The 21,354-nt window shown below is 66.5% G+C and carries 20 protein-coding genes; 6 read left to right on the plus strand and 14 right to left on the minus strand.

The genetic code is table 11. From position 1 onward, the window contains the following. The first annotated feature begins 274 nt into the window (after window positions 1-274). The gene (locus tag ACFU5M_RS22435; RefSeq protein ID WP_379052336.1) at window positions 275-772 is read left to right on the plus strand and encodes a MarR family winged helix-turn-helix transcriptional regulator; all 498 of its coding nucleotides are present in this window, start codon (window positions 275-277) and stop codon (window positions 770-772) included. After that, window positions 765-2,411, plus strand: coding sequence for an MDR family MFS transporter (locus ACFU5M_RS22440; RefSeq protein WP_379052338.1), 1,647 nt, complete (start codon window positions 765-767; stop codon window positions 2,409-2,411). The genes ACFU5M_RS22435 and ACFU5M_RS22440 overlap by 8 nt, the downstream gene beginning before the upstream one ends. Window positions 2,412-2,481: 70 nt before the next feature. On the opposite strand, the gene ACFU5M_RS22445 is transcribed toward ACFU5M_RS22440, so the two are convergent. From ACFU5M_RS22445 to ACFU5M_RS22490, 10 genes are all read right to left on the minus strand, one after another. Next, window positions 2,482-2,832, minus strand: a complete 351-nt coding sequence (locus tag ACFU5M_RS22445) for a hypothetical protein (RefSeq protein ID WP_379052340.1) — start codon at window positions 2,830-2,832, stop codon at window positions 2,482-2,484. A 90-nt stretch (window positions 2,833-2,922) separates the two neighbouring features. After that, a complete protein-coding gene (locus ACFU5M_RS22450) occupies window positions 2,923-3,333 on the minus strand; it encodes a hypothetical protein (protein WP_379052343.1) in 411 nt (136 codons plus the stop codon). A 4-nt stretch (window positions 3,334-3,337) separates the two neighbouring features. Beyond that, window positions 3,338-5,008, minus strand: a complete 1,671-nt coding sequence (locus tag ACFU5M_RS22455; RefSeq protein ID WP_379052344.1) for a S8 family serine peptidase — start codon at window positions 5,006-5,008, stop codon at window positions 3,338-3,340. Between the two features lie 192 nt (window positions 5,009-5,200). Then, window positions 5,201-6,142, minus strand: coding sequence for a GlxA family transcriptional regulator (locus ACFU5M_RS22460; protein WP_379052345.1), 942 nt, complete (start codon window positions 6,140-6,142; stop codon window positions 5,201-5,203). Window positions 6,143-6,151: 9 nt separating this feature from the next. Continuing rightward, window positions 6,152-7,948, minus strand: coding sequence for an NAD(P)/FAD-dependent oxidoreductase (locus ACFU5M_RS22465; RefSeq protein ID WP_379052347.1), 1,797 nt, complete (start codon window positions 7,946-7,948; stop codon window positions 6,152-6,154). 27 nt (window positions 7,949-7,975) lie between these two features. Next, the gene (locus tag ACFU5M_RS22470; protein ID WP_379052348.1) at window positions 7,976-8,779 is read right to left on the minus strand and encodes a TauD/TfdA dioxygenase family protein; all 804 of its coding nucleotides are present in this window, start codon (window positions 8,777-8,779) and stop codon (window positions 7,976-7,978) included. Then, window positions 8,776-9,630, minus strand: a complete 855-nt coding sequence (locus tag ACFU5M_RS22475; RefSeq protein WP_379052350.1) for an L-tyrosine/L-tryptophan isonitrile synthase family protein — start codon at window positions 9,628-9,630, stop codon at window positions 8,776-8,778. Before ACFU5M_RS22475 ends, ACFU5M_RS22470 begins: the two co-directional genes overlap by 4 nt. Window positions 9,631-10,210: 580 nt before the next feature. Continuing rightward, entirely contained in the window at window positions 10,211-11,356 is a 1,146-nt protein-coding gene (locus ACFU5M_RS22480; RefSeq protein WP_379052351.1) for an acyltransferase family protein, read from the minus strand. 5 nt (window positions 11,357-11,361) lie between these two features. Continuing rightward, window positions 11,362-12,540: an acyl-CoA dehydrogenase family protein gene (locus ACFU5M_RS22485; RefSeq protein WP_379052353.1), complete on the minus strand. Its 1,179-nt coding sequence runs from the start codon at window positions 12,538-12,540 to the stop codon at window positions 11,362-11,364. A gap of 11 nt (window positions 12,541-12,551) precedes the next feature. Continuing rightward, the gene (locus ACFU5M_RS22490) at window positions 12,552-13,358 is read right to left on the minus strand and encodes an SDR family oxidoreductase (protein WP_379052355.1); all 807 of its coding nucleotides are present in this window, start codon (window positions 13,356-13,358) and stop codon (window positions 12,552-12,554) included. Window positions 13,359-13,645: 287 nt separating this feature from the next. On the opposite strand from ACFU5M_RS22490, the gene ACFU5M_RS22495 reads away from it, so the two are divergent. Both ACFU5M_RS22495 and ACFU5M_RS22500 read left to right on the plus strand, forming a co-directional pair. Next, a complete protein-coding gene (locus ACFU5M_RS22495; protein WP_379052357.1) occupies window positions 13,646-14,932 on the plus strand; it encodes a cation:proton antiporter in 1,287 nt (428 codons plus the stop codon). 89 nt (window positions 14,933-15,021) lie between these two features. Continuing rightward, complete coding sequence (locus tag ACFU5M_RS22500; protein ID WP_379052358.1) at window positions 15,022-15,645, plus strand: HAD family hydrolase; 624 nt, start codon at window positions 15,022-15,024, stop codon at window positions 15,643-15,645. On the opposite strand, the gene ACFU5M_RS22505 is transcribed toward ACFU5M_RS22500, so the two are convergent. Beyond that, entirely contained in the window at window positions 15,642-16,610 is a 969-nt protein-coding gene (locus ACFU5M_RS22505; RefSeq protein ID WP_379052359.1) for a GlxA family transcriptional regulator, read from the minus strand. The genes ACFU5M_RS22500 and ACFU5M_RS22505 overlap by 4 nt on opposite strands. Before the next feature lie 106 nt (window positions 16,611-16,716). Here ACFU5M_RS22505 and ACFU5M_RS22510 point away from each other — a divergent pair, with 106 nt between their 5' ends. Further along, window positions 16,717-17,976: a KasA/KasB family beta-ketoacyl-ACP synthase gene (locus tag ACFU5M_RS22510; RefSeq protein ID WP_379052360.1), complete on the plus strand. Its 1,260-nt coding sequence runs from the start codon at window positions 16,717-16,719 to the stop codon at window positions 17,974-17,976. Window positions 17,977-18,007: 31 nt separating this feature from the next. On the opposite strand, the gene ACFU5M_RS22515 is transcribed toward ACFU5M_RS22510, so the two are convergent. From ACFU5M_RS22515 to ACFU5M_RS22525, 3 genes are all read right to left on the minus strand, one after another. Beyond that, window positions 18,008-18,415, minus strand: a complete 408-nt coding sequence (locus tag ACFU5M_RS22515) for an ArsR/SmtB family transcription factor (protein WP_379052362.1) — start codon at window positions 18,413-18,415, stop codon at window positions 18,008-18,010. After that, on the minus strand, window positions 18,415-19,071 hold the full coding sequence (locus tag ACFU5M_RS22520) for an SRPBCC family protein (protein ID WP_379052364.1): 657 nt from the start codon (window positions 19,069-19,071) through the stop codon (window positions 18,415-18,417). Before ACFU5M_RS22520 ends, ACFU5M_RS22515 begins: the two co-directional genes overlap by 1 nt. Before the next feature lie 118 nt (window positions 19,072-19,189). After that, a complete protein-coding gene (locus ACFU5M_RS22525) occupies window positions 19,190-19,729 on the minus strand; it encodes a TetR/AcrR family transcriptional regulator (protein WP_379052366.1) in 540 nt (179 codons plus the stop codon). Between the two features lie 190 nt (window positions 19,730-19,919). Here ACFU5M_RS22525 and ACFU5M_RS22530 point away from each other — a divergent pair, with 190 nt between their 5' ends. Then, window positions 19,920-21,221: a lipase family protein gene (locus ACFU5M_RS22530; protein WP_379052368.1), complete on the plus strand. Its 1,302-nt coding sequence runs from the start codon at window positions 19,920-19,922 to the stop codon at window positions 21,219-21,221. The last annotated feature ends 133 nt before the right edge of the window (window positions 21,222-21,354 follow it).

The following is a 21,354-nucleotide window of genomic DNA, read 5'->3' on the forward strand; positions in this document are numbered from 1 at the left end:
GGGATCGGTTTCGGCGTCGGCTACTACTCTCCGACGTCCGTAACCGCAGCAATAGAGACCTCAGGGACCGTCCAGCAAACCCCGGGGTGGGCCCGGACCCACCCTGGGGTCGGTGGTCGCCCGCCGTTCCGCATTCCGATAGCTGCGAATCTGCTACACCCCCACGGATCGCCCGCCCAGCGCGGCGGAGCAGACCGCCGGGCACTAGTTGCTTAGCGCAAGCAATTACTATATAGTTGCATAGCGCAAGCAACTTATCTCGTCTGGAGCGGCCATGGCAGTCTCACCCGATACGGCTCAAAGCCTGATCAAAGAGCTCTATCTGATGGGCCGGGCGATCCGTAGCGTGCTCGCGCATCCGGAGGAAGGGCACTTGCTTCCGGGTGGCATCGGGGTGCTGGGCACCCTCGAGTCCAAAGGCCCGTGCAGGCAGGTGGACCTCGCCGTGGACTTGTGCATCAGCCCGAGCGCACTGAGCAGGCACGTCACCGAGCTCGTCGGCGCGGGCTACATCAGCAGACACGCCGATCCCACCGACGGGCGGGCCACCCTCATCCGGGTGACAGACGAGGGCCGCGATCTGCTCTACCGCGTCCGCGCTTCGCGGGCCCGGAGCTTGCAGACCGTTCTCGCGGACTGGAGCGAAGACGACGCCGAGGGAGCGTGCGTCGCCGTGCAAAAGCTCCGCAACGCACTGACCGCGCACGCACAGAGCAGTGCGATGCACGCGCACCAGCCGGTTTCGAAAGAGAGTCAGGAAGTAGATGTCTAGTTCAGTCGAGTCGGTGACGCGACGCGACCCGTACGCGATGACCCACCGCGAAGTGCTGGAAGCGATGACCGGGCTGCTCGCGGCGCTGTTCACCGCGCTGCTCAGCACGACGATCGTCGCCACCGCGCTGCCCACCATCATCGGCGATCTCCAGGGATCGCAGACCGCTTACGCCTGGGTCATCACCTCGGCATTGCTGGCGAACGCGGCCTCCACGCCGATCTGGGGTAAGTTCGCCGATCTGTTCAACAAGAAAGCGCTGGTCCAATCGGCCATCGTCATCTTCGTCATCGGCTCGGTGATCGCCGGATTCGCCCACAACGTCCCCCTGCTGCTGGTCGCGCGTGTCGTCCAGGGCATCGGCATGGGCGGACTGACCGCACTCGTCGTCGCGATCATCGGCTCCATCGTCGCGCCGCGGGAACGCGGGCGCTACTCCGGGTACATGGGCGCCGTGATGGCGGTCTCGATGTCCGGCGGCCCCGTCCTCGGCGGTGTCATCGTCGACAGCCCGCTGGGCTGGCGCTGGTGCTTCTTCGTGTGCGTGCCGCTGGCCGTGATCGCGCTGGTGCTCTTGCAGCGGACCCTGCGGCTTCCCACCGACCGCAAGGACGGGGTGTCGATCGACTGGCTCGGCGCCGCACTGCTGACCGGCGGCGTCTCGGTACTGCTCATCTGGGTGTCGTTCGCTGGAAAGGCCGGCTACTACGACTGGATCTCGCGGGAATCGGCACTGTATGTCGCTTCCGGTGTGCTGCTGCTGCTCGCCACCGTGTGGGTCGAGTCCCGCGCCGAGTCGCCGATCATCCCGCTGCCGATCGTGACCGAACGCACCACGGGCCTGGCTATCATCGCCTCCATCGCGGTCGGTGTCGGCATGTTCGGCGCGACCACCTTCCTGGGCCAGTACTTCCAGACCGCGCGCGGCTACTCCCCCACCGCGGCGGGCGTGCTGACCATCCCGCTCGTCGCGGGCATGCTGATCGGCTCGGTCGGCTCCGGCCAGCTGATCACCCGGCGTGGCAAGTGGAAGGGTTTCGTGGTCGCCGGAGCCGCGCTGCTGGTCGCCGGATTCGCCTTGCTCTCGACGATCGACCACGCGACGAGCCTGTGGCTGGTCGGCGGGTACATCACCGTCGTCGGGTTCGGCGTCGGCATGATGATGCAGAACCTGGTACTGGCCGTGCAGAACACGGTGAGCGTGCACAACATCGGCGCAGCGTCGAGCAGCGTCGCCTTCTTCCGCACTTTCGGCGGCGCCATCGGAGTCTCGGTGCTGGGTTCGGTCCTGGCCACCCGGGTCGGCGAGCTGTCCGCGGAGGGCTTCGCCCGGCTCGGCATCCAGACCAAGTCCTCCGGCGGCAGCAATCTGGATCTCGACGCCCTGCCCGCGCCCATCGCGACCATCGTGCGCGCCGCCTACGGCGACGCGACCGGGCGGATCTTCCTCATCGCCGCGGCCGCGACGGTCGTCGCGCTCATCGCGGCGGCGCTGCTGCCCAACCGCCCGCTACGCCGCACGATCGACATCGATCCCGCCCTCGACCCGATGCAAGCCGACGCGCACACGGCGACTCGGCCGAATTCGGAGGGCGCCACGCAGCAGGACGGCGCCAAACAACCGGCCCTGCTCGACTGAGCCACCGATTCACGCGCAGAGCCCCGATACCGTCGGGGCTCTGCCCGTCGGCCTGGGGGCGACGGCGAAATCAGTACGGTGGACGCTCGGCCGAGCGCAGGTCCACGGTCGTCGCCGAGGTCAAGGCAACGGCCAGGCAGCGCAACTCGCCGGGAATCAACACCGATCGGATCGCCCCCTGGAAACATTCGAGCACCGCGCCGTCGGGCCAGCGCACGTCGTAGCGATACCAGCACCGGCCCGCGCCGCCGGCGCGCTGGACGTCGCGCTCGACCCGGACGGCCAGTTCGCTGAGCGCGGCGCGCACCTGACTCGGCGCGCCGGTGCTCGCGATCTTCCACCACGGCCGATTGAAGTAACCTGGCTCGGAGATCTCGACCAGGTAGAGCAACGGCATCCCCACGACGTCGGAGGCGGTCATACCGCTCAGAGTGCCGCAAAACGGACTGGACGGATGGGTGAAACGCCGGAGGTCTATCAATGCGAGACCGACTTCCGGGCGCAGCCCGCGTCAGGCCCCGAGGCGGTCGAGAAGCCAGTGCGGACCCACCGTTTCCGCCCCGACAGCCGCCACGCGAGCACGCAGTCCCCGGTCGGCCGTCACCACGGTGATCGGACGGCTGCTATCTTCCGCCCGCGCCGCGGCCACCACACCGACGATCGCGTCATCGCCCGAGCCGTCCGCGAGCACCACGCGCATGCCGCCGAATTCCGGATCCACCGCCGCGTCGACCGCGGCCTTCGCCGCTCCCTCGAGCACGACGATCACCTCGCCGGGTTCCGCTTGCCACGCCCGCGGCCCGGCCATCCGCTCGAGCAATCGCCGAGCAGCGCCGGGCCGATCGCGCCACCACCCATCGGGCCGCGAACCGACGACGTTCGCGGCGTCCACCACGATCAGCTGAACACCGTCCGCCGCCACGGCCTCAGTCTCCCGCGACGGTGACCACCGCGGCGGACTCGGGCTCGGCGGACCGAGCCGCCCGCACGGCGGCGAGCGCGTTGAGCCTGCCGTATCCGTACTTGTCGCTGTGCCCTTCCGCCCCGTACCCGCCGCCCTGCGGATCGATCTTGTCGCAGGCGTCTTTCAGCAGGTTCTTCACCTCGTCCCGAGTCAGGCCCGGATTCACCGACAGCATCAGTGCCACTATCCCGGCGGCGCCCGGGCACGCGCTGGACGTTCCACCGAAGTCGTTGGTGTAGTCGCCCGCCGCGTCGCCGGCCGCCGCCCTGCCGGGGTTGTAGCCGTTCGCCCCGTGCCGATCCACCGTCCAGATCCCGGGGGTGAGGGCGTCGGGATGCCCGAAGGGGCGGTGCCCGAAGTCGCTGCTGGGGAACGCGCACCACACCGCTTTGCCGAAATCGCTGTAGACACTGCGTTTGCCGGTGTCGTTGCACGCAGCGACCGCGATCACCTTCGCGTAACTCGCGTAGCCGTCGTTGTCGACGGATTCGTTGCCGTTGCCCGCCGCGAACAGCACCACGCAGCCTTTGCCGCCGCGTCCGCTGGTGACGGCGTATTCGATCGCCAACCTGGTGCTCGCGGGCAGCGCCACCACCCGGTTGTGCGCCGGATCGTTCGGCTGGAACCACTTGCCGTCGGCGGGGCCCCAGCTGCACGAGATGACATCGGCGCCGTGATCGGCTGCCCACCCGAACGCGTCCGCCTCGGCCTGCGAGCCGAGCCCGGAGGCGAGCCGGATCGGCATCAGGGCGGCCTCCGGCGCCACTCCGGATGCTCCGGCCGTGCCGTTGGCGCACGCCACGCCCGCGCACGCGGTGCCATGGTTGTCGCCGTTGTCGGGGCCGGTGCCGAAGGTGTCCTTCGGGCGCGGGTCGTCGGTCTTCGCCGTGACATCCCGTGGCGCGACGATCTTCGCGGCACCGGCGAACTCCGGATGATCGATGTCGACACCGTCATCGATCACGGCGATCGTCACCCCCGCCCCACGGGTAACCGCATGCGCGGCTTCCACCGCCGCGTGCGCGTCGATCGTGACACCCCCGATGGTGGTCTTCTTCAGATGCCACTGCTGCGGGAAAATCGTCTTCCTGGCACGGTGCCGAATCAGCTCCGGGTGGCAGTACTCGACGTCGTCGCGATTCAGCAGCGCGTTGGCGATGTCGAAGACCTGCTGGCCGGTGCCCTCGGGCGCCGCCGTGAAATAGGCGTTGGTCGCATACGAAACCGCCTGCTTCACAGTCAAGTTCGCCGCGTCCAGAACGGCGAGACAATGCTCGTGGTCGACGTGATCGACGAACTTCACGAAGATGTTCTCGGTATAGAGCACCGGCTCCCCGGTGACCGGGTCCACCAGCACATGTCCGGCGAACCGCACCTCCGGAGCGGCATCCAGCGCCGGCTTGCGTTCCTCCACCGACTTCGACCCCGCGGGCAGCCGATAGACCTCGACTCCTGCCTCCGGATAGGCCTGCACCAACGTCGCGTCGTCGAGTTCACCGCTGAGCGGTGTGCGCACCGACCCTGATTGCCGCCGGATCCCGCGACCGCTGTGCGTGCGCACCGCGATCAGATCGGGACTCTGCTCCAGCTCGAAACCAGGATCGTTTTTCGTACCGAAATTCGCGGTTGGCACCATGATCTCCTTAGTCGTGGGGACCCGAGCACCAACTATGAACTACATTCCGGCAACGACGAAATGCGAGCGGCGAACCCGCCTCGACGGCGGCCACGCCTGCCACCCGGCACCTATGCGACCGTGGCTCTCACCGTGGATTCGGATTCTTCTCACGAATCCACGGCGAGAGACGGCGGTTCCGGTGACCGGTCAGCGGAAGGCCCGCCGGTACGCCTGAGGCGTGATTCCCACGGTCTTGCGGAAGACCTTCCGGAACGCGGCCACGGAGGCGAATCCCGTTTGATCGGTGATGCACTCCATCGTGAGGATGGTCGTTTCGAGCAACACCTGGGCCTTGCGCACCCGGACGGTCTGGAGCCACTCGTTCGGCGTCATCCGGACCTGCTCGTGGAAGCGCCGGATCAGCGTGCGCTTGCTGACGCCGGCTCGCTCCGCGAGATCGAGCACGGTGATCTTCTCACCGAGCATCGTTTCCGCCCACTCCAAGGTGGGATTGAGGGACATGCTGTCGGCCTCCGACCGCGGACGTTCCGCGATGAACTGTGCCTGTCCCCCGTCCCGGGTCAATGGCATCACCGAGAGCCGGGCGATATCCGCCGCCACCGCGGTCCCACAATCCTTGCGAACCATATGGAGACACAGATCCAGCCCTGCCGCCGCCCCGGCCGAGGTCAAAATGCTCCCGTTGTCCACATACAGCACCGTGGGATCCACGCGGACCCGCGGATAGCTCCTCGACAATTCGGTGGCGGCCATCCAGTGCGTCGTCGCCCGCCTTCCGTCGAGCAACCCGACCGAGGCGAGGGTGAACGCACCCAGACAGATCGATGCCACTCGCGCGCCCCGCTCATGGGCCCGCACCAATGCCTTTCGCAATCGCTCCGATGGGCGCGACCGGTAACTCATCGCTCCCGGAACGATGATGGTTCCGGCCTCCTCCTCGAGATATTCGATGTCACCGAGACAGGAGATCTCGAAGAACTTCGACGGAACGTCGGAGTTCACCCCGCAGACCTGGACCTCGTACGCCGCGGTTCCGTCCTCATGCCTGGCCCGGCCGAAAATCTCCAGCGGCACCGAGAGATCGAACGGAATCACGTCGTCGACGGCCAGAACAGCCAATGACCTCATGCCTTCGGCCTAGTCGACCCGCTGTGGCGCTTCCGGTTCTGCCACCACCAACCCGGCGCGAATCAAACGCTTCAAAGCCCGGCCCTGCAGCACCGTCAACTGTGGCGCCAGCTCCGACCAACGGGCCGGACCGCGGTTCAGCGTCTCCCACAGTTCCTTGCCCCCGTCCCGCTCCAGGCACCGCACCTCGTTGCCCGGATCGGACGCGGAGTGGATCCGATGACAGGGCACGGTATCGGCCAGCGGCGACGGCGCCGCGTCGCTGTTGGCGATGGGGTCTCGCCAGTACGCGGCCAGCCCTTCACGAGCTGCTCGAGGAATCTCGAACGGCGGCGACATCCCTTTGAAGCCGGGAATGTCGGCCGCCACACCTGTGCGGATGCGTGCGTCCGGGGACAGCGTCACGACATCCTCCGGTGCCAGCTCGACCGCGTCGGCGGCGGTGAAGGCCCGCAGATAGGGGCCCTCGGTGGCCAGGTCACGCGGGTCGCGGGTGCCCTTCGTCATGATGTTCAGCAGGTCAGGCACCAGGGCGGTGTTCAGCAGCGCTTGGAAGGTGCCCTCGGTGGCATTGTCGACCTGCACTCGCCTGCCTTCCGCGCTCCAGTAGGGGCTGTCGGGGTGCGAGCGCGAGATCTCGTGATACCACTGGTCGATGCTCAGTGCCCAGGTTTCCGCCATCCCGCGCCACTCGACGTCGTAGTCCCGCCAGAGGTCTTCCTTGGATTGCTCGTCCAAGTCCTTGTCGAAGGTCTTGCGCAGCACCAATGCGGCCGCCCATGCCTGGGTGACGGCGAAGGACATCCCGGAGGAGAACAGCGGGTCGACGAAGTACGACGCGTCCCCGACCGCCATCCAGCGATCCGGGTACGAACCGAAACATTCGCTGACCCGGGAATAGTTTGTCGCGGTGAGCATTTCCGAACGAATCGGTTCCGCGTTCGCCACCAGGTCCTGCAGCACCGGGATCGACTTGATCGTCTTGAGGAAGATGTCCGGATCTCGCAGATCCACGCGAGCGATCGACTCGGGGTTGGTCACGATGCCGATCGACCACACGTTTTCCCGAGTACCGTCGACCAGCCGAGGCGTCGGGATGTACCAAACCCATCCGTGGTCGAAGGCCACCGCGTAGATCGGCGACAAGTCGTCGGCACGGAAGACGTTCCAGTCACCGGCCGCTCGCTGGGCGGGCACGCAGTTGCGGTAGTGCGACCAGACGGCCACGTTGCGGTAATCCGAAAGCCATTGCTTGTCGCGCTGCGAACCGCGGGCGGCCACCTGGTTCGCCCGGCCGGACGCATCGACGAAATAGCCTGCCGCGATCTCGGTTCCGTCTTCCAGCACTACCGTGGCCCGGTCTCCCTCGGAGAGGAAACGCACCACGCGCACGCCCTGGAAGACGTGGGCGCCACAGGATTCGGCGTGCTCGAGCAGCACGGTGTCGAATTCCGCCCGATTGACGTGGACAGACCAGCGGTACACGCCGTCGGCCAGGTAGTCCGCGTGCTCGAAGAAGCCGACGAACGGCCGGTCGGTGTCCCACTGGTAGATGCCGCCGAACTTCTGGATCCAGCACTCGCTCGCGAGCACCTTCTCGAGCGCACCGCTCGCCTGGAGAACGGGGACAAGGGGATGCGCGCCCGATTCGCCGATGTGTTCACGGGGGAACACCTCGCGATCGAAGATCGCCACGCGCAGATCGGTATCGCGGCAGAGCATCGCGGCGAGCGTAGACCCCGCGGGTCCACCACCCATGATGACGACGTCGTACTCGGTCGCTGGTCGAGAGATCGGTGTAGCCATTGATATTCCTCTCTGATGGCCCATTGCTCAGATGATCTGAATGCGCTGGAGGTGCCGGGAAACCGATTCGGTGAACGCGTTTCGGCCGTGCAGCAGCGCGTGGTTCTCGGCCACGACGATGTCGCCGGTCCGCCACTCGTGGGCGTAGCAGTAGCGAGCGTCGTGCAGCCGCTCGCGCAGGTCCTCCATCACTCGTACGCCGTCCTCGGCCGTTATGCCGTCGACCGTCAGGAACAGCGGATTGGCGTAGCGCGCGGGATCCAGGGGCTCGGCATATCTGATCGTCGTCTCGCCGGTGGCCGGATGGGTACCCAGCAACGGCCATTCGGCCAGGCCGCCGTAGTGCGCGAGTTTGTCGGTCCGATAGGTGATCGTGGTACGGGCCCACAGCTCTTTCAGCTCTTCCGGCGCGTCCCGATAGGCCTGGACGCTGTCACAGAAGACGGTCTCACCGCCCACGCCCTCGCCCCGCACGCATTGGAAGAGAAAGAATCGCGGTACGTGCTCGGCGAACGCGCCGTCCCAGTGGAACGGGACATCACCTTTGTCGAAGAGGTAGTTCTCGGCCGTGTCCCGAACCACCAGATCGAGGATCGAACCGAAGTTCCATTGCAGGATCTCGCCGGCCGCACGGCAATAGTCTTCGAGTTCCGGCTTGCCGAGCAGGCCGAAGCCGCGGAGTACGACCACCTTCGCACCGAGCGTCAGTGCGAGCAGTTCCTCGATCGGCACGTCGGCCAGTGCCCGGCCCGGCACATCGGACGTCACCAGACGGCCGAACGGCCGCAGCGGCTCGCCCTCGAGCAGTATCTCGTTCAAGCTTTTCGTCATGCGTCTCCTCGGTTTCGCTGCGATTCGGTTTCTGCTGCCGGTCCGAGGACGAAATGACTGGGGCGACTGTTGCGCCACACCAAGCGAGCGCCCAGTTCCTCGGCATGCATCCGCTTGACCAGCGTGTAATTCGTTCCGTCGTCGAGCACCACGCCATGCCACGGAGTCAGCCAGCTGTCCTGGGTCCGCAGGAGGTGGAACCCGATCTTCTCGGAGTGATTCGTCTGTGGATGGATCGACAGCCGCACCGCGTCCGGGAAGATCTCCGCCATCAGACGGCTCCACGCTTGACTGCGCTGCACCACTTCGTAAGCCGTCTCCTTCGATCGGTTCCGCCGCTGCGTGGCCGACAGGTCGGGCAGCAGTACGGCGTTGTCCTCGACCATGAACCGATGTATTCCGTTGAACATCCGGCGCGCCGCGGGCTCGGTCCGGACTGCCTCGCGCAGCACATCGATACCGTCGGAGTACTCCTTCAGCAGCCGCTGCCTGCGTTCGTCCCAGGACATTTCCGGCATGGCGTCGCGCAGCCCGTACAAGCCGATGGATCCGCCGCCGGTCGACCGGATGATCCGGCGGAGCTCGTCGCCGTACTGATCGACGTGCGGGTCCGGGATGCCCAACGTGTCACTGAAGACATGGCCGTCGGAACAGATCGTGACGATGGCACCCGGCCGGTAGACGGCCGAGATCTGGTCACAGAATCCTTGCAGCGACTCGATCGCCAGAGTCTCCGCCATATCGGGCAAGCGCCCCAGCGTCTTCCGGCGGTTGCGCGACTTCGCCGGGAACGCGGGGATGATGAAATGGACCGGCACGCCGGCCTCGATGTATCGGCTCACCTTGCTCATGTGCGGTGCGTAGCAATCCGCGCAAGGAGCCAAGTCGCACACGGACTTCGGGTCGGCACTGCGCCGGCGCGCGAAGACCAGGCGAAGTATCCGGGTGGCAACCGATCCGACGTCATCGGCGGGACTCGGGTAAAGCTGTGGTCGTCCGAGTTCCTGGACACGCTCGGAGCCGTTGTCGACAGTCGTACTCATCACTACCTTTCGAGCACACAAACGAGCGCACGCAACCGGACCGCACGGCGAGAATTCCGCGATCAGCGCGGATCGAACCGTCGGTAGCTGCCTGCGATCAGAACGTTGAAGCAGGACACGGATTCAGGCGTCGGATTCGATACGATATCCGGGATCGGCGAGCCCCGATGCTCACAGCCAGATCTGAATCACGTAGTCCATTCGATCGAACACCCCCCACGTTCACAACCGATTCTGTGGTTTATAACACTCCCAGGATACCGCCGAACGGACTGCTGGGCAACCACATTCCGACACACGGCGACAAAAAAGAATTCGGAGGCCCGTGGCATGGCCACGCGCCTCCGAACAGGCATTTCGGTTATTGTCGATCGCGCACCAGGAGCGACTAGCCGGCCACTCTTTCTCCGGCAACCGCCGGTCGTTTCGGCCGAGCAAAGCGGCGCATCGCCGGAGATTCCACGAAGGTGAACAACAGCCACGCGGCGAAAATAGTCGAGCAGAACAACAGGACGATCAGCAGCACCGCGACCGGAGCGCTGAACGTGGCGGCGTTCATCAAGCGACGCACGTAGAACAGCGTCACGCCTTGACAGATGTAGAAGGCGAACGAGATCTCGCCGAGCCGGACCATGAGCCTGCTCGACAGGAACTTCGACGAGCCGTCGATGTCGGACCGGGCGGCGGCGCCGATCAGCAGCGCCAGGGGCACCGCGGTCGCCAGGACGAAGCCGACGTAGAACGGCGTGTACATCGCCACCACATACCCCGCGCCGACGGCCGCCACCGCCGCCGAGAGCGGAATGCGCGGCCAGCGCCCCTCCGCCACTATCCGGGCGACGAACACGCCTAAGAAGAATTCGAACAGACGCGTCGGCGGGAAGAGATATCCGAACCACAGCTGCAGTACCGGAATGGGCGTGAGTTCCGACTTCTCGGAACCCGGGATGACGAATGCGGTCAACAGGACGATCACGCAGATGCCGGCCACCATCGCCGCCGCGCCGTACCACAGATATTTCACGTCTATACGCAGCACGGCCGGGATCAGGAACGGAAACAGAACATAGAAGAGGAGCTCACAGGACAAGGTCCACGACGGTGTATTGACGCCCGCGTTGATATAATTCTGCGGAAACCAGGCATGCAGCAGGAAAAGATTCGGCAGCCACGACTTCCACGGTGTTATCGCCGCCGCGAACAACACCATCGATGCCACCCAGAGCGTCAGATGGTTGGGAAAGATCTTGACCATTCGCCGACGAATGAACTGCAGCTTGCTCGCGCCCGGTTTCCACGACCAGGTCAGCACGAAGCCGCTCAGTATGAAGAAGAACGACACCCCGAGGAATCCGGCTTTGCCGACCAACCATGCCGCGTCGTACGCGATATCCGGATCGGAGAAAAGGTTCACCGGCTTGTAGGGCGGTATCGGCGAGTTGGGCAGCATCACGTGGAAGACGAAGACCGAGAACGCCGCGAAGAACCGCAGCCCGGTCAACGACGGCAGCCGTTTGCGCTTGTCGAGGTCCATCACGATCAGCCCAATCCGACGACGAAGGGAAATTCCGGTCTGCCGCCGAGCACGAAGGCGCCCGTGGACTGGATCACCTGGTCGTGGGCGATGATGTGCCGTGCCATCGTGTTCGTGTCACGCAACCAGATGTCGAGCGGATTCGGCCGGTAGATCGAATCGGTGCCGACGAGCTCGCACAGACGGGTGACGATGCGCTGCGCTGCGCGGAAGGCGTTGGTCCTGGCCAGCGCGGTCGCGATCCTGAGGTCGGCGGGCAGATCGGCGAAACGGTTGTTCTCCAACGCGTCCCACAGTTCCGCCACCGTGTTGACGACCGCCCCGCGCGCGACGATGTACTCCATCTCGCACTCACCGAGCAGGTACTGGGCACGGTAGTTGTCGGCCCACTTCTGGCCGGTCGCGCTCACCGTCTTCCCGTCCGCGAGGCCGCGGACGTAGTCCAAGGCCGCCCGAGCCGTTCCCAGGGGTACACCAGGCATGATGCGGGCCAGAGCCTCCGGCTCGGCCAGCTTCCCGCGACAGCTCTTCCGTTCGCCGAACGCGAAGGAATGATGCTCGGGAACGAAGAGATCCTCCACCGCGTAATCATTGCTTCCGCTGCCGCGCAGGCCCGTGGTGTCCCAGGTGTCGAAGACGGCGACCTGATCGCGGCGCATGTAGAAGAGCCGGACCAGCGGCCCGCCTTCCGCGGTCTCCTCCATCCGGCCGCCCGAGGTCACGAAAGCACCGCCGATGACCAGGTCCGCGTGCGTGATCGCGCTGCCGAACTTCCATCGGCCCGTCAATCGGTAGCCATCGGCCACCCGCTCGGCGCGACCGGCCGGGAAGATCAGTCCCGCCGTGATCAGATCCTGCGTCGGCATCAGCTCCGCGATGGCCCGCTCGTCGAGATAGCCGGCGTAGATGCCGGTAGCGGCGCCGATCATGGCGCACCAGCCGGTGGCCGTGTCCCCGTAGGACAACGCCTCGACGACCTCCAGCTGCTCGAGCGAGGTCAGACCCGGCCCGCCGATCTCACCGCTGAAACCCATCCGATAGACGCCGATCTCACGAAGCCGCTCGACGATATCCATCGGAAGCCTGCGCTCGGCATCGATCTCACTGCGACGTGCGGCCAGGTCGGGAGTCAGCGAACGTACCGCCGACAGCAGGGAGGTCGCCGAAATTGTTGCTGCAGTCATGTGCTGAATTCCTATGCCAGAGAATGTGTCTGCGACTCGCGCAGGAGGAGCTCGATCGCCGAAGTGGTCTGTTCGGGCCCCAGAGCCGAATAGCCGCCGTCCACGGTCCACTCGGCGCCGGTGACGAAGCTCGCCTTGGGCGATGCGAGAAATGCGGCCACCTCGCCGATTTCGCGCGCGTCGCCCGCCCTGCCCAGCATGTGGAACCGGGATGCCACCGCGTCGGTGCGGGCCCGGTCCCCCTCGGTGATCTCGTGCATCACCCGAGACCAGGTCCAGCCCGGCGACACGCTGTTCACCCGGATCCCGTCGCCCGCGTACTCCAGGGCGAGACTGCGGGTCAGCTGCAACAACCCGGCCTTGCTGACGGGATATCGAAGTCGTCCGGCCTGAGCGATTCGCCCGCTGGGAGAGGTGAAGTTCACGATGGACCCCGAGGTGTCGCGCAACGCGTGTCGCGCCGCCTCGCACAACATCGCCGTACCGACGACATTCGTGTTCAGCACCTCGAGCCACGCTGCCCGCGCATCTCCGCCCGGCCCGTCGTCACCGTAGACGCAGGCGATGTTGACCAGCGCGTCGATCCGGCCGTGCCGGTCGACCGCTGCCGCGACGAACGACTCGATCGACGAATCGCTGCGCAGGTCGACGGGCACGAAGACCGCTCGGTCGCCGATCTCGGCGGCCGCCCCCTTCCCCCCGTCCGTATCGATGTCACCCAGTACGACATTCGCGGAATATCCAGCGAAGACACGAGCGACTTCAGCGCCGATGATGGTTGCCGCACCGGTTACGAGTACCGTCTTACCTTCGAACAACGTCGACTCCCCTCAGCTGCGCCCTCGACCGGCGCAAGCCATGGCACGAAGTATTCCGAACGAAAAGAGCGACCAGCCAGTACCATTCGCGACAGAGATGCACACCTTTGCGCCAGTCGGCGCTACGCCGCGTCGGACGTGGCGTAGATCACTATGAGCGCTCGTCCGCCGCGCGGATGCGATATCGTCTCAGTGCAGGCAGTCCATGTTTCGGGGGTTCCGCGCTGCGGTCGATGTGTGACGGAATGTCCCGTGTGAGCATCGAATCCGGTCCCGCGATGTCCTCAATGTCGAACGGAGTCGAGACGTTGCCGAGCGACCAAATGATCTTCTTGTTGCTGGACCTCGTGTTGATCGTGGGCGCGGCACGTCTGCTGGGCTGGCTGGCCGAGAAGGTGGGGCAGCCCGCGGTGATCGGTGAGATCGTGGCGGGCATACTCGCGGGTCCGACAGTTCTCGGGGCACACTTGTCCGAGATGGTCTTTCCGCACGACACTCGTTCGTATCTCACGGCTTTCGCGAACGTCGGCGTGATGATCTTCATGTTCTCGGCGGGTCTCGAGATGGATCTGCGATCGGTCGCCGGGCGGCGGCGGTCGGTCACGGCGATCGCGCTCTCGGCCTACCTCGTACCCTTCGCGCTCGGTTCCGTCATCGCGCTGTGGGCGCTGGCCCGGCACGACGGCGGCAACCGGCTCAACTTCGCGCTTTTCATCGGTTGCGCGTTGGCCGTCACGGCCTTTCCGGTACTGGCCCGGATCCTGCACGACCGCAAACTACTCGGTACCCGGCTCGGCCAATCGGCCATGACCTGCGCCGCACTGGACGACGTCCTGGCCTGGTGTGTCCTGGCGGTGGTCATCGGCATCGCCCGGCCCGGCCAAGATCACCACTGGCGGTTGCTGCTGTTCGTCCCGCTGGTCGTGGTGTTGTGGTGGGCGGTGCGTCCGGCCCTCGACCGGCTCGCGGGCGCCGGTTCCGAGAAGAACACGAGCAACATGGTCTTCCTCGGCGTCGCGGGCGCACTGTTGCTGGGAGCCACCACCGAATGGCTCGGATTGCATCTGATCTTCGGCGCATTCCTGTTCGGAGTCGTGTTCCCCCGACGGCTGCGCGCGGCCGTCGACAGCGGGGCCCAACTGCTGAGCAGCATCTTCCTGCCCGCCTTCTTCGTGGTGGCCGGCCTCCAAGTCGACCTCGGTGCGATCGATCGCGCCGGCATCGGCGAATTCGTCGCGATCATGTTCGCCGCACTCGTGGGCAAACTCGGCGGCACCTACCTGGCGGCGCGGCTCAGCCGCACCGACCGGGCGGAAGCCGCGGCCCTCGCTGCGTTGCTGAACACCCGAGGATTGACGGAGCTGGTGATCCTGAACATCGGGCTGACGATCGGCGTCATCGACGAGCGGCTGTACTCGCTGCTGGTCATGATGGCGTTGATCACCACCGCGATGACAGCGCCGTTGCTGAAGCTGTTCGGTGCCGCCACCCCTCGCGGCGACCAGCCACCGGACACAGCGAAAGAAGGGCGGCGCACCGATTCCACCGCTCAGGCCGAGGCCACGGCTTCATGAGGCAACGGGGGGAACCTACGGGCTCCACCCGCACGGGTGAGCCGCCGCTGCCACGCGGCGGCGAGAAACGCACTATCCCAGCGGCTTTCGTGGATGTCGACGAAACGTTGGTCCGATGCGTCACCTTTCTGTCCTTGTTCGTCTTCGACGCGCGCCGCCGTGGGCGCGGCGCCGAGGCCGATACCCTGGTCGAGGAGTTCCGGGCGCTCCGGGCGGCCGGAATGAGCCGTGCCGAATCCCATCGGTGGTTCTACCGGCACTGGGCGGGCCGCGATGTCGCCGACGTGCGGCGCGTCGGCGACGACTGGTTCACGAGCCGCGTCGCGGACCCGGCGTTCTTCAATCCGGCGGTACGGCACCGGCTGGACGAACTGTCACGCACCGGCACTCACATCGTCCTGGTATCGGGGTCCTTCACCCCGGCGCTGCGCCCGATCGCCGAAGCCGTCGGCGCCACCTCGGTTCTGTGTACGACGATGGAGACGACGGCCGGGAAGTACACCGGAGAGGTCCTGGCGACGATGGTCGGTACCGACAAGTCCGCAGCCCTGCTGCGCTACGCCGAGCGGACCGCCGTCGACCTGACGTCCTGCACGGCGTTCGGCGACCACCACTCCGACGCCGCGATGTTCGAACTGGTCGGCCATCCCGTTGTCGTCGGCGACCTCGATCCGCGACTGCACGGCTATCCCGCGCAGCGGCTGCCCGGCTAGGTCCCCGGCACCGACCGGTTGCCGATGGTGAACGTGCGCCGGTACTGCGCCGGACTGACACCGAGCTGCCGCTTGAACACCGCGCGGGTATTGGCCGGGTTCCCGAGGCCGACACGGTAGCCGATCTGGTCGATGGGGAGTTCGGTCGTCTCGAGCAGTTCCCGCGCCTGGTTCAGGCGCGCGCTGGTGATCCAAACGTGTGTGGAGGTCCCCGTCTCCTCCCGGAATCGCCGGATGAAGCTGCGGCGCGAGAGATTCGACCGCTTGGCGAGATCTTCGAGCGAATGCCGGTGGTCGAGGTTCGCCAGAATCCACGCCCGTGTCTCGGAGAGCAGGCCGGAGGAGGTCTGCTCGAGGAACTGCCGGGTGTACTGGGCCTGACCGCCCTCGCGAACCGGCGGCGCCACCAGATCGCGGGCGCGTTCGTTGGCGGCCGCCGCGCCGATGTCTTTGCGCACCACGTGCAGGCAGAGGTCGATCCCACTGGTCACGCCCGCGGAGGTCAGCACGTCACCGTCATCCACGAACAGGCGATCGGCATCGACATCGATATCGGGATACCGGCTCTGCAGCAACGGCGCGGCCCGCCAATGCGTCGTAGCTGGCCGGCCGGCCAGCAACCCCGCGGCGGCGAGAGCGAAAGCGCCGGTGCAGATCGACAGCATTCGCGCGCCTCGCGCATGGGCGTCGCGCAGCGCTCGCAGCACCGGTTCCGGCGGCGGCTTCCCGTACGACGCGTAGCCGGGCACCACCACCGTGCCCGCGTGACGCAGAGCCCCGAGCCCGGCCGTCGCCACACAGGACAATCCCGGCACCGAGGTCGGCACCGTCGGCGCGACCGCGCACACCTCGAGCCGATAGTTGGGGTCGGAGCCGAACACATCGATCGGAATCGCGGCATCCAGAACAACCACTTCGTCGGGAATGACAACAGTCACCCGATGCGCGCCCCCATCCGCTTCCATGGCCCGATCGTAGCGGTGATCGGCACTCGGGCTACTACCCCCGCCTTCCGGCGCACACATAGCCTCGCTTGAGCGTCCGAGCCGACAAGCCGAAAGAAGGAGTTTGATGTCCGATATCGCGGACTTCTCCACCAGCAACGGAGGGTTCCGGAGCGTGGTCGTGACTGCTATCGAGATGTCGACCGCTGTCGGCTCCGATACCGACGCGACCTGGAAAGGACTGCTCGCGGGGGAAACCGGGATCGGCAAGGTGCAAGATCCCGACTTCGAGCGCTTCCAGGTTCCCGTCGACATCGGCGGCCAGTTCAAACTGGATCCCACCGATGAACTCAGCCGCGTCCAGAAGCGCCGCATGTCCTACGTCCAGCAGATCGCCTATGTGATGGGCAATCGGATCTGGGACACCGTGGGCAGGCCGGAAGTCGACCTGGATCGTCTCGGCGTCTGCATCGGCACCGGTCTCGGCGGCGCCGACACGATCATCGAGTCCAACGATCTGATGCGCGATGCCGGCTACCGCAAGGTATCTCCCTTCGCGGTGCCCATGGCCATGCCCAACGGCGCCGCGGCGGTGGTCGGGTTGGAACTCGGTGCGCGAGCCAGCGTCATCACACCCGTGTCCGCCTGTGCGTCGGGATGCGAGGCGCTGGTGCACGCGTGGCGTTCGATCATCCTGGGCGAGGCCGACATCGTCGTCGCGGGCGGCGTGGAGGGCCGCATCAATCCGCTGGCGGTGGCCGGATTCTCGATGATGCGGGCGTTGAGCACACGGATCGACGAGCCAGAAGCCGCGTCACGGCCATTCGACCGGGACCGCGACGGTTTCGTGTTCGGCGAAGCGGCCGCGCTGTTCGTGCTGGAGTCCGAGGACCACGCGCGGGCTCGGGGAGCGAAGCCCCTGGCTCGCTTGATGGGCGCGGGCCTGACCGCCGACGGCTATCACATGGTGCTCCCCCACCCGGAGGGCGCGGGGAACATTCGAGCGATGCGCCGCGCGATCGAAACGGCCGGCGTGCGCCCCACCGATATCGACCATGTCAATGCCCATGCCACGGCTACCCCGTTCGGCGACCTGGCAGAAGCCAAAGGCATCCGAGCGGCGGTGGGTGACCACGCCTCGGTCTACGCGCCCAAATCCGCTTTGGGACACTCGGTCGGCGCGGTAGGTGCGGTGGAAGCCGCCCTGACCGTGCTCAGCGTCCGGGACGGGGTGGTGCCGCCCACGTTGAACCTCGACAATCAGGACCCCGAGATCGATCTCGACATCGTGCACGGCAGCGCGCGCACCCAGAACATCGAATACGCGCTGAACAACTCCTACGGTTTCGGCGGTCACAACGCGGCCGTCGTCTTCGGCCGCTGCTGACGGAGCCGTGCGGCGCCGGTGTCCGTGCATGTCACGCATGGCGGGCTCGGCTGCCGGAATCCTCTTCACCGGGCCGACCGGTGCCTGCGCCGCGGCGGGCACGTTTTCCGCGGGCGATCTCCGTCGCGAGCGCGTCCAGCGGTTGAGCGAACCGGTGCAACGGGTCGGCCAGCCCGGTCAGCCACGCCCAGGCGGCGTCGATGCCCTCGGAGTCGAGGGCGTACAGCCGTCGCGTGCCCTCGGCGCGTACTCGCACCAGCCCGGCGTCGCGAAGCACCTTGAGGTGCTGGGAGACGCCGGGCTGAGAGATCGGCGTGTGCTGCTGCACGGCGGCGACCAGCGCACCCGCAGGTTGCTCGTCGGCGGCCACGATTTCGAGGATGAACCGGCGGACCGGGTCGCCGAGCGCCTCGAAGATCTTCGTCGGGGAACGGTCCATCAGGCCTCGGAGCCGTTCCCCGGGTCCACCGTGTAGAAGTCGATGGTTCGCAGCGCGGCCGCGTTCGCGGCGGCGGGGTCGTCCCCGTCACCGACAGCCGCCTCCGCCCAGCCGAGCGCCGCCGTCCGGACGAACGTCACGCCCTCGGGTGTGGTCGGGAAGGCCATGCCCTCGGCCGGGTCCACCGGATCTCCGCTCGCCAAGTGCAGCCCGAGCCCCATCAGGCCGAGATCCCAACCGACGCCGACCGCCCCCGGCCCGTATTGCGTCCAGAACTCCGGATCGACCGGTGCCTCATGCGCCAGCTCCAACTCCGTGCCGTCGTCGGCAGGGGTGAGACGAACCGTCAGCCAGGAGATCTGCGGCCCCATCTCCCAGGTCACAGCGAACCGTTCCGGCGCGTCGCACGCTTCGACGACACCGTTGGCGTTGCCCTCGAGCTGATAGCGGCCGCCGACGCGCAGGTCACCACTGACAGGCAGGAACCAGCGCGGAATCCGCTCGATGTCGGTGAGCGCCTCCCAGAGATCCGCCTGATCCGTCGGGTAGCGGCGGCGGGCGACAGCGATCCGGGTCGGCGCGCCGTGGCGAGATCCGGTGCGGACCTCGCGGGTGACGAGCCCGGCGATGGCTGCGGGATCGGTCAATAGTGGCATGACATCCTCCTTGAATAAGTTTGAACTTATATTAGACAGTCTCGGGGCGACCGCAAGACCACCGCAGCGTTCTCAACCATTCGGCCGCGCCGCCGGGACGCGACGGGCCGCCGTCCGATCAGCCGTTCGAGGACGACCCAGCGATGGCACGCAGCGCGGAGATCATCCCTGCGACGGGGATGCCCGGATCGATCGCGCGGAACAAACCCAGCCCTACGCCGAGCGCCAGCACCGCGACGGCGGCTTCGTCCCGCGGCATGGGAGTGTCGAGATCGCCCGTCGCCCGCAAGGCGGCGCCGACCATGCCCACGATGTTGTCGAGCCGGCTCGCCAATGCGGCGCGGAGGTGCTCGTCGCGTCGCGCGTGGACGCTGAACTCCAGTTCCAGTTGTGTCCAGTCGGGATCGCCAACCACCCGTTCGGCCCACTCCGTCATCCGCATCAGACGCGCGGCAGCCGTGGGTGCGGCAATGATCTCGGCGATCTCCGCCGCGCGTTCACCGTGGATTTCGTCGAGCACCGCCAGACACAAGTCGTCTTTCGTGCGGAAGTTCGAATACACCGCCCCTTTGGTGAAACCCGCGACTTTCGCAACCTTGTCCAGAGTCGTCGCCTGATAGCCGTCCTCGAGGAAAAGCCGTTTGGCGGTCGCGATCAATACGGTGCGCGTCCGCGCCTGGCTCTGCGCCCGGGTCGGCCGCGAACGCCCTTCCCCTCGAAGCGGCCGACACTCATCGCTATTCCCGGACAATTTCTACCCCTTACAGATACTCTCAGTATCCGATTCTAGATGCCATGGGTATCCCAATCGCAGGAAGGATCGCATCGTGAGGAGCCGAATACTCAGATTGGCCACAGCTTTGACGGGAACCCTCATCGTCGTCGGGGCCGGGGCGGTCACTGCCCCCCACGCATGGACGGAACCGTCCGCAGAAACCGTGGCCGGCGACGAGTTCTACATTCCACCCGCGGCGGAGGTGGGCGCGCTGGGCTCCATCATCCGCACCGAATCGTCGCGACTGGCGCTTTCGGTCCCCGGACAGCCGGGACAGGTCCCCGCGACGTCCACGCGCGTCATGTACACCAGCAGCGATACCCACGGCAACCGGGCAGCCGTGGTGGGGACCTATCTCGAGCCGTCCCAGCCGTGGACGGGCCCGGGCGAACGACCGCTGATCGCCTACGCGGTCGGCACGAAGGGGCAGGGCGATCAGTGTGCGCCCTCGAAACTACTGGCGCAATTCGTTCAATATCAGCCCCCGTTCGACGTAATCGTCGAATACGACGTGCTGGCGCTGTACACACTGCTCGCACGCGGCATGTCGGTGATGGTGACCGACTACCACGGTCTCGGCACGCCGGCGGTGCACGACTACCTCAACCGGAAATCCCAGGCCTACGCCCTCCTCGACTCCGCGCGAGCGGCGCTGCAATTGCCGGGCACCAGCCTTCATCCAGGCTCGCCCGTCATTCTGTACGGATACTCCCAGGGCGGCATGGCCTCAGCCGGCGCGGCCGAACTGCAGCCGGGCTACGCGCCTGAGCTGAACGTGCGGGGCGCCTACGCCGGCGGACCGGTCGTTGACGACGAATACTTCATCGGCTTCAACGACGGCCGGGCCGCACTCGGCCCAGCCTTCGCGTGGATCCTCAACGGTATCGCCGCCAACTATCCCGAAACCCGCCCGGTGCTCGACGCCGAACTCAACGACACCGGCAAGGCGATCCTGCGCGAGTCGCTGGAGAAGTGCGCCGTACCGGTCGGACTGGCACAGCAGTTCCCGAACACCTCCCAGTGGACCACCAGCGGGCAACCGCTCACCGCGGTCATCGATCAGTCCCCGGTCTTGAAGGCGGCGTTCAACGATCAGCGCGTCGGCACGCTCACCCCGGGAGTACCCGTGCTCATCGCCTCGAGCCCGATCGACGAGGGTGCCCCGTACGTGCCCGTCCGTGAACTGGCTGCCGGGTGGTGCGGCGGTGGCGCGCCTGTTCAACTGAACGCGAACGGCGAGTTGCCCAGCGTCATCAGCGGACTGCGGGCCACGCACGTGCTGGCGTTCTTCCCGTCACTGGTGGCGTCGCAGCAGTGGATGACCGAGCGGCTCGCGAACCAGCCCGCTCCGACCAACTGTGGGGCGCTGCCCTGATTTGCGAAAACACGATTCACTCGGATACCGTCGGTATCTCGATCGGAGACTCTGCGCGGCCCCTCGCGCAGCGGTTCGGCTCGTAGCGCCGAGATCTCCATGCACGGTGGTCGGCCGCGGTTCGGTCCCACGT

The sequence above is a fragment of the Nocardia sp. NPDC057455 genome (assembly GCF_042802775.1).
Taxonomy (GTDB): domain Bacteria; phylum Actinomycetota; class Actinomycetes; order Mycobacteriales; family Mycobacteriaceae; genus Nocardia.

Coding starts and splice junctions, on each gene's coding strand:
- ACFU5M_RS22460 (WP_379052345.1), bottom strand. CDS start 6,142: ATGAGGTCATTGGCTGTTCTGGCCGTCGACGACGTGATTCCGTTCGAT.
- ACFU5M_RS22505 (WP_379052359.1), bottom strand. CDS start 16,610: ATGGAAGCGGATGGGGGCGCGCATCGGGTGACTGTTGTCATTCCCGAC.
- ACFU5M_RS22520 (WP_379052364.1), bottom strand. CDS start 19,071: ATGCCACTATTGACCGATCCCGCAGCCATCGCCGGGCTCGTCACCCGC.
- ACFU5M_RS22465 (WP_379052347.1), bottom strand. CDS start 7,948: ATGGCTACACCGATCTCTCGACCAGCGACCGAGTACGACGTCGTCATC.
- ACFU5M_RS22495 (WP_379052357.1), top strand. CDS start 13,646: ATGTCGAACGGAGTCGAGACGTTGCCGAGCGACCAAATGATCTTCTTG.
- ACFU5M_RS22435 (WP_379052336.1), top strand. CDS start 275: ATGGCAGTCTCACCCGATACGGCTCAAAGCCTGATCAAAGAGCTCTAT.
- ACFU5M_RS22445 (WP_379052340.1), bottom strand. CDS start 2,832: ATGACCGCCTCCGACGTCGTGGGGATGCCGTTGCTCTACCTGGTCGAG.
- ACFU5M_RS22470 (WP_379052348.1), bottom strand. CDS start 8,779: ATGACGAAAAGCTTGAACGAGATACTGCTCGAGGGCGAGCCGCTGCGG.
- ACFU5M_RS22440 (WP_379052338.1), top strand. CDS start 765: ATGTCTAGTTCAGTCGAGTCGGTGACGCGACGCGACCCGTACGCGATG.
- ACFU5M_RS22475 (WP_379052350.1), bottom strand. CDS start 9,630: ATGAGCAAGGTGAGCCGATACATCGAGGCCGGCGTGCCGGTCCATTTC.
- ACFU5M_RS22485 (WP_379052353.1), bottom strand. CDS start 12,540: ATGACTGCAGCAACAATTTCGGCGACCTCCCTGCTGTCGGCGGTACGT.
- ACFU5M_RS22515 (WP_379052362.1), bottom strand. CDS start 18,415: ATGGACCGTTCCCCGACGAAGATCTTCGAGGCGCTCGGCGACCCGGTC.
- ACFU5M_RS22480 (WP_379052351.1), bottom strand. CDS start 11,356: ATGGACCTCGACAAGCGCAAACGGCTGCCGTCGTTGACCGGGCTGCGG.
- ACFU5M_RS22510 (WP_379052360.1), top strand. CDS start 16,717: ATGTCCGATATCGCGGACTTCTCCACCAGCAACGGAGGGTTCCGGAGC.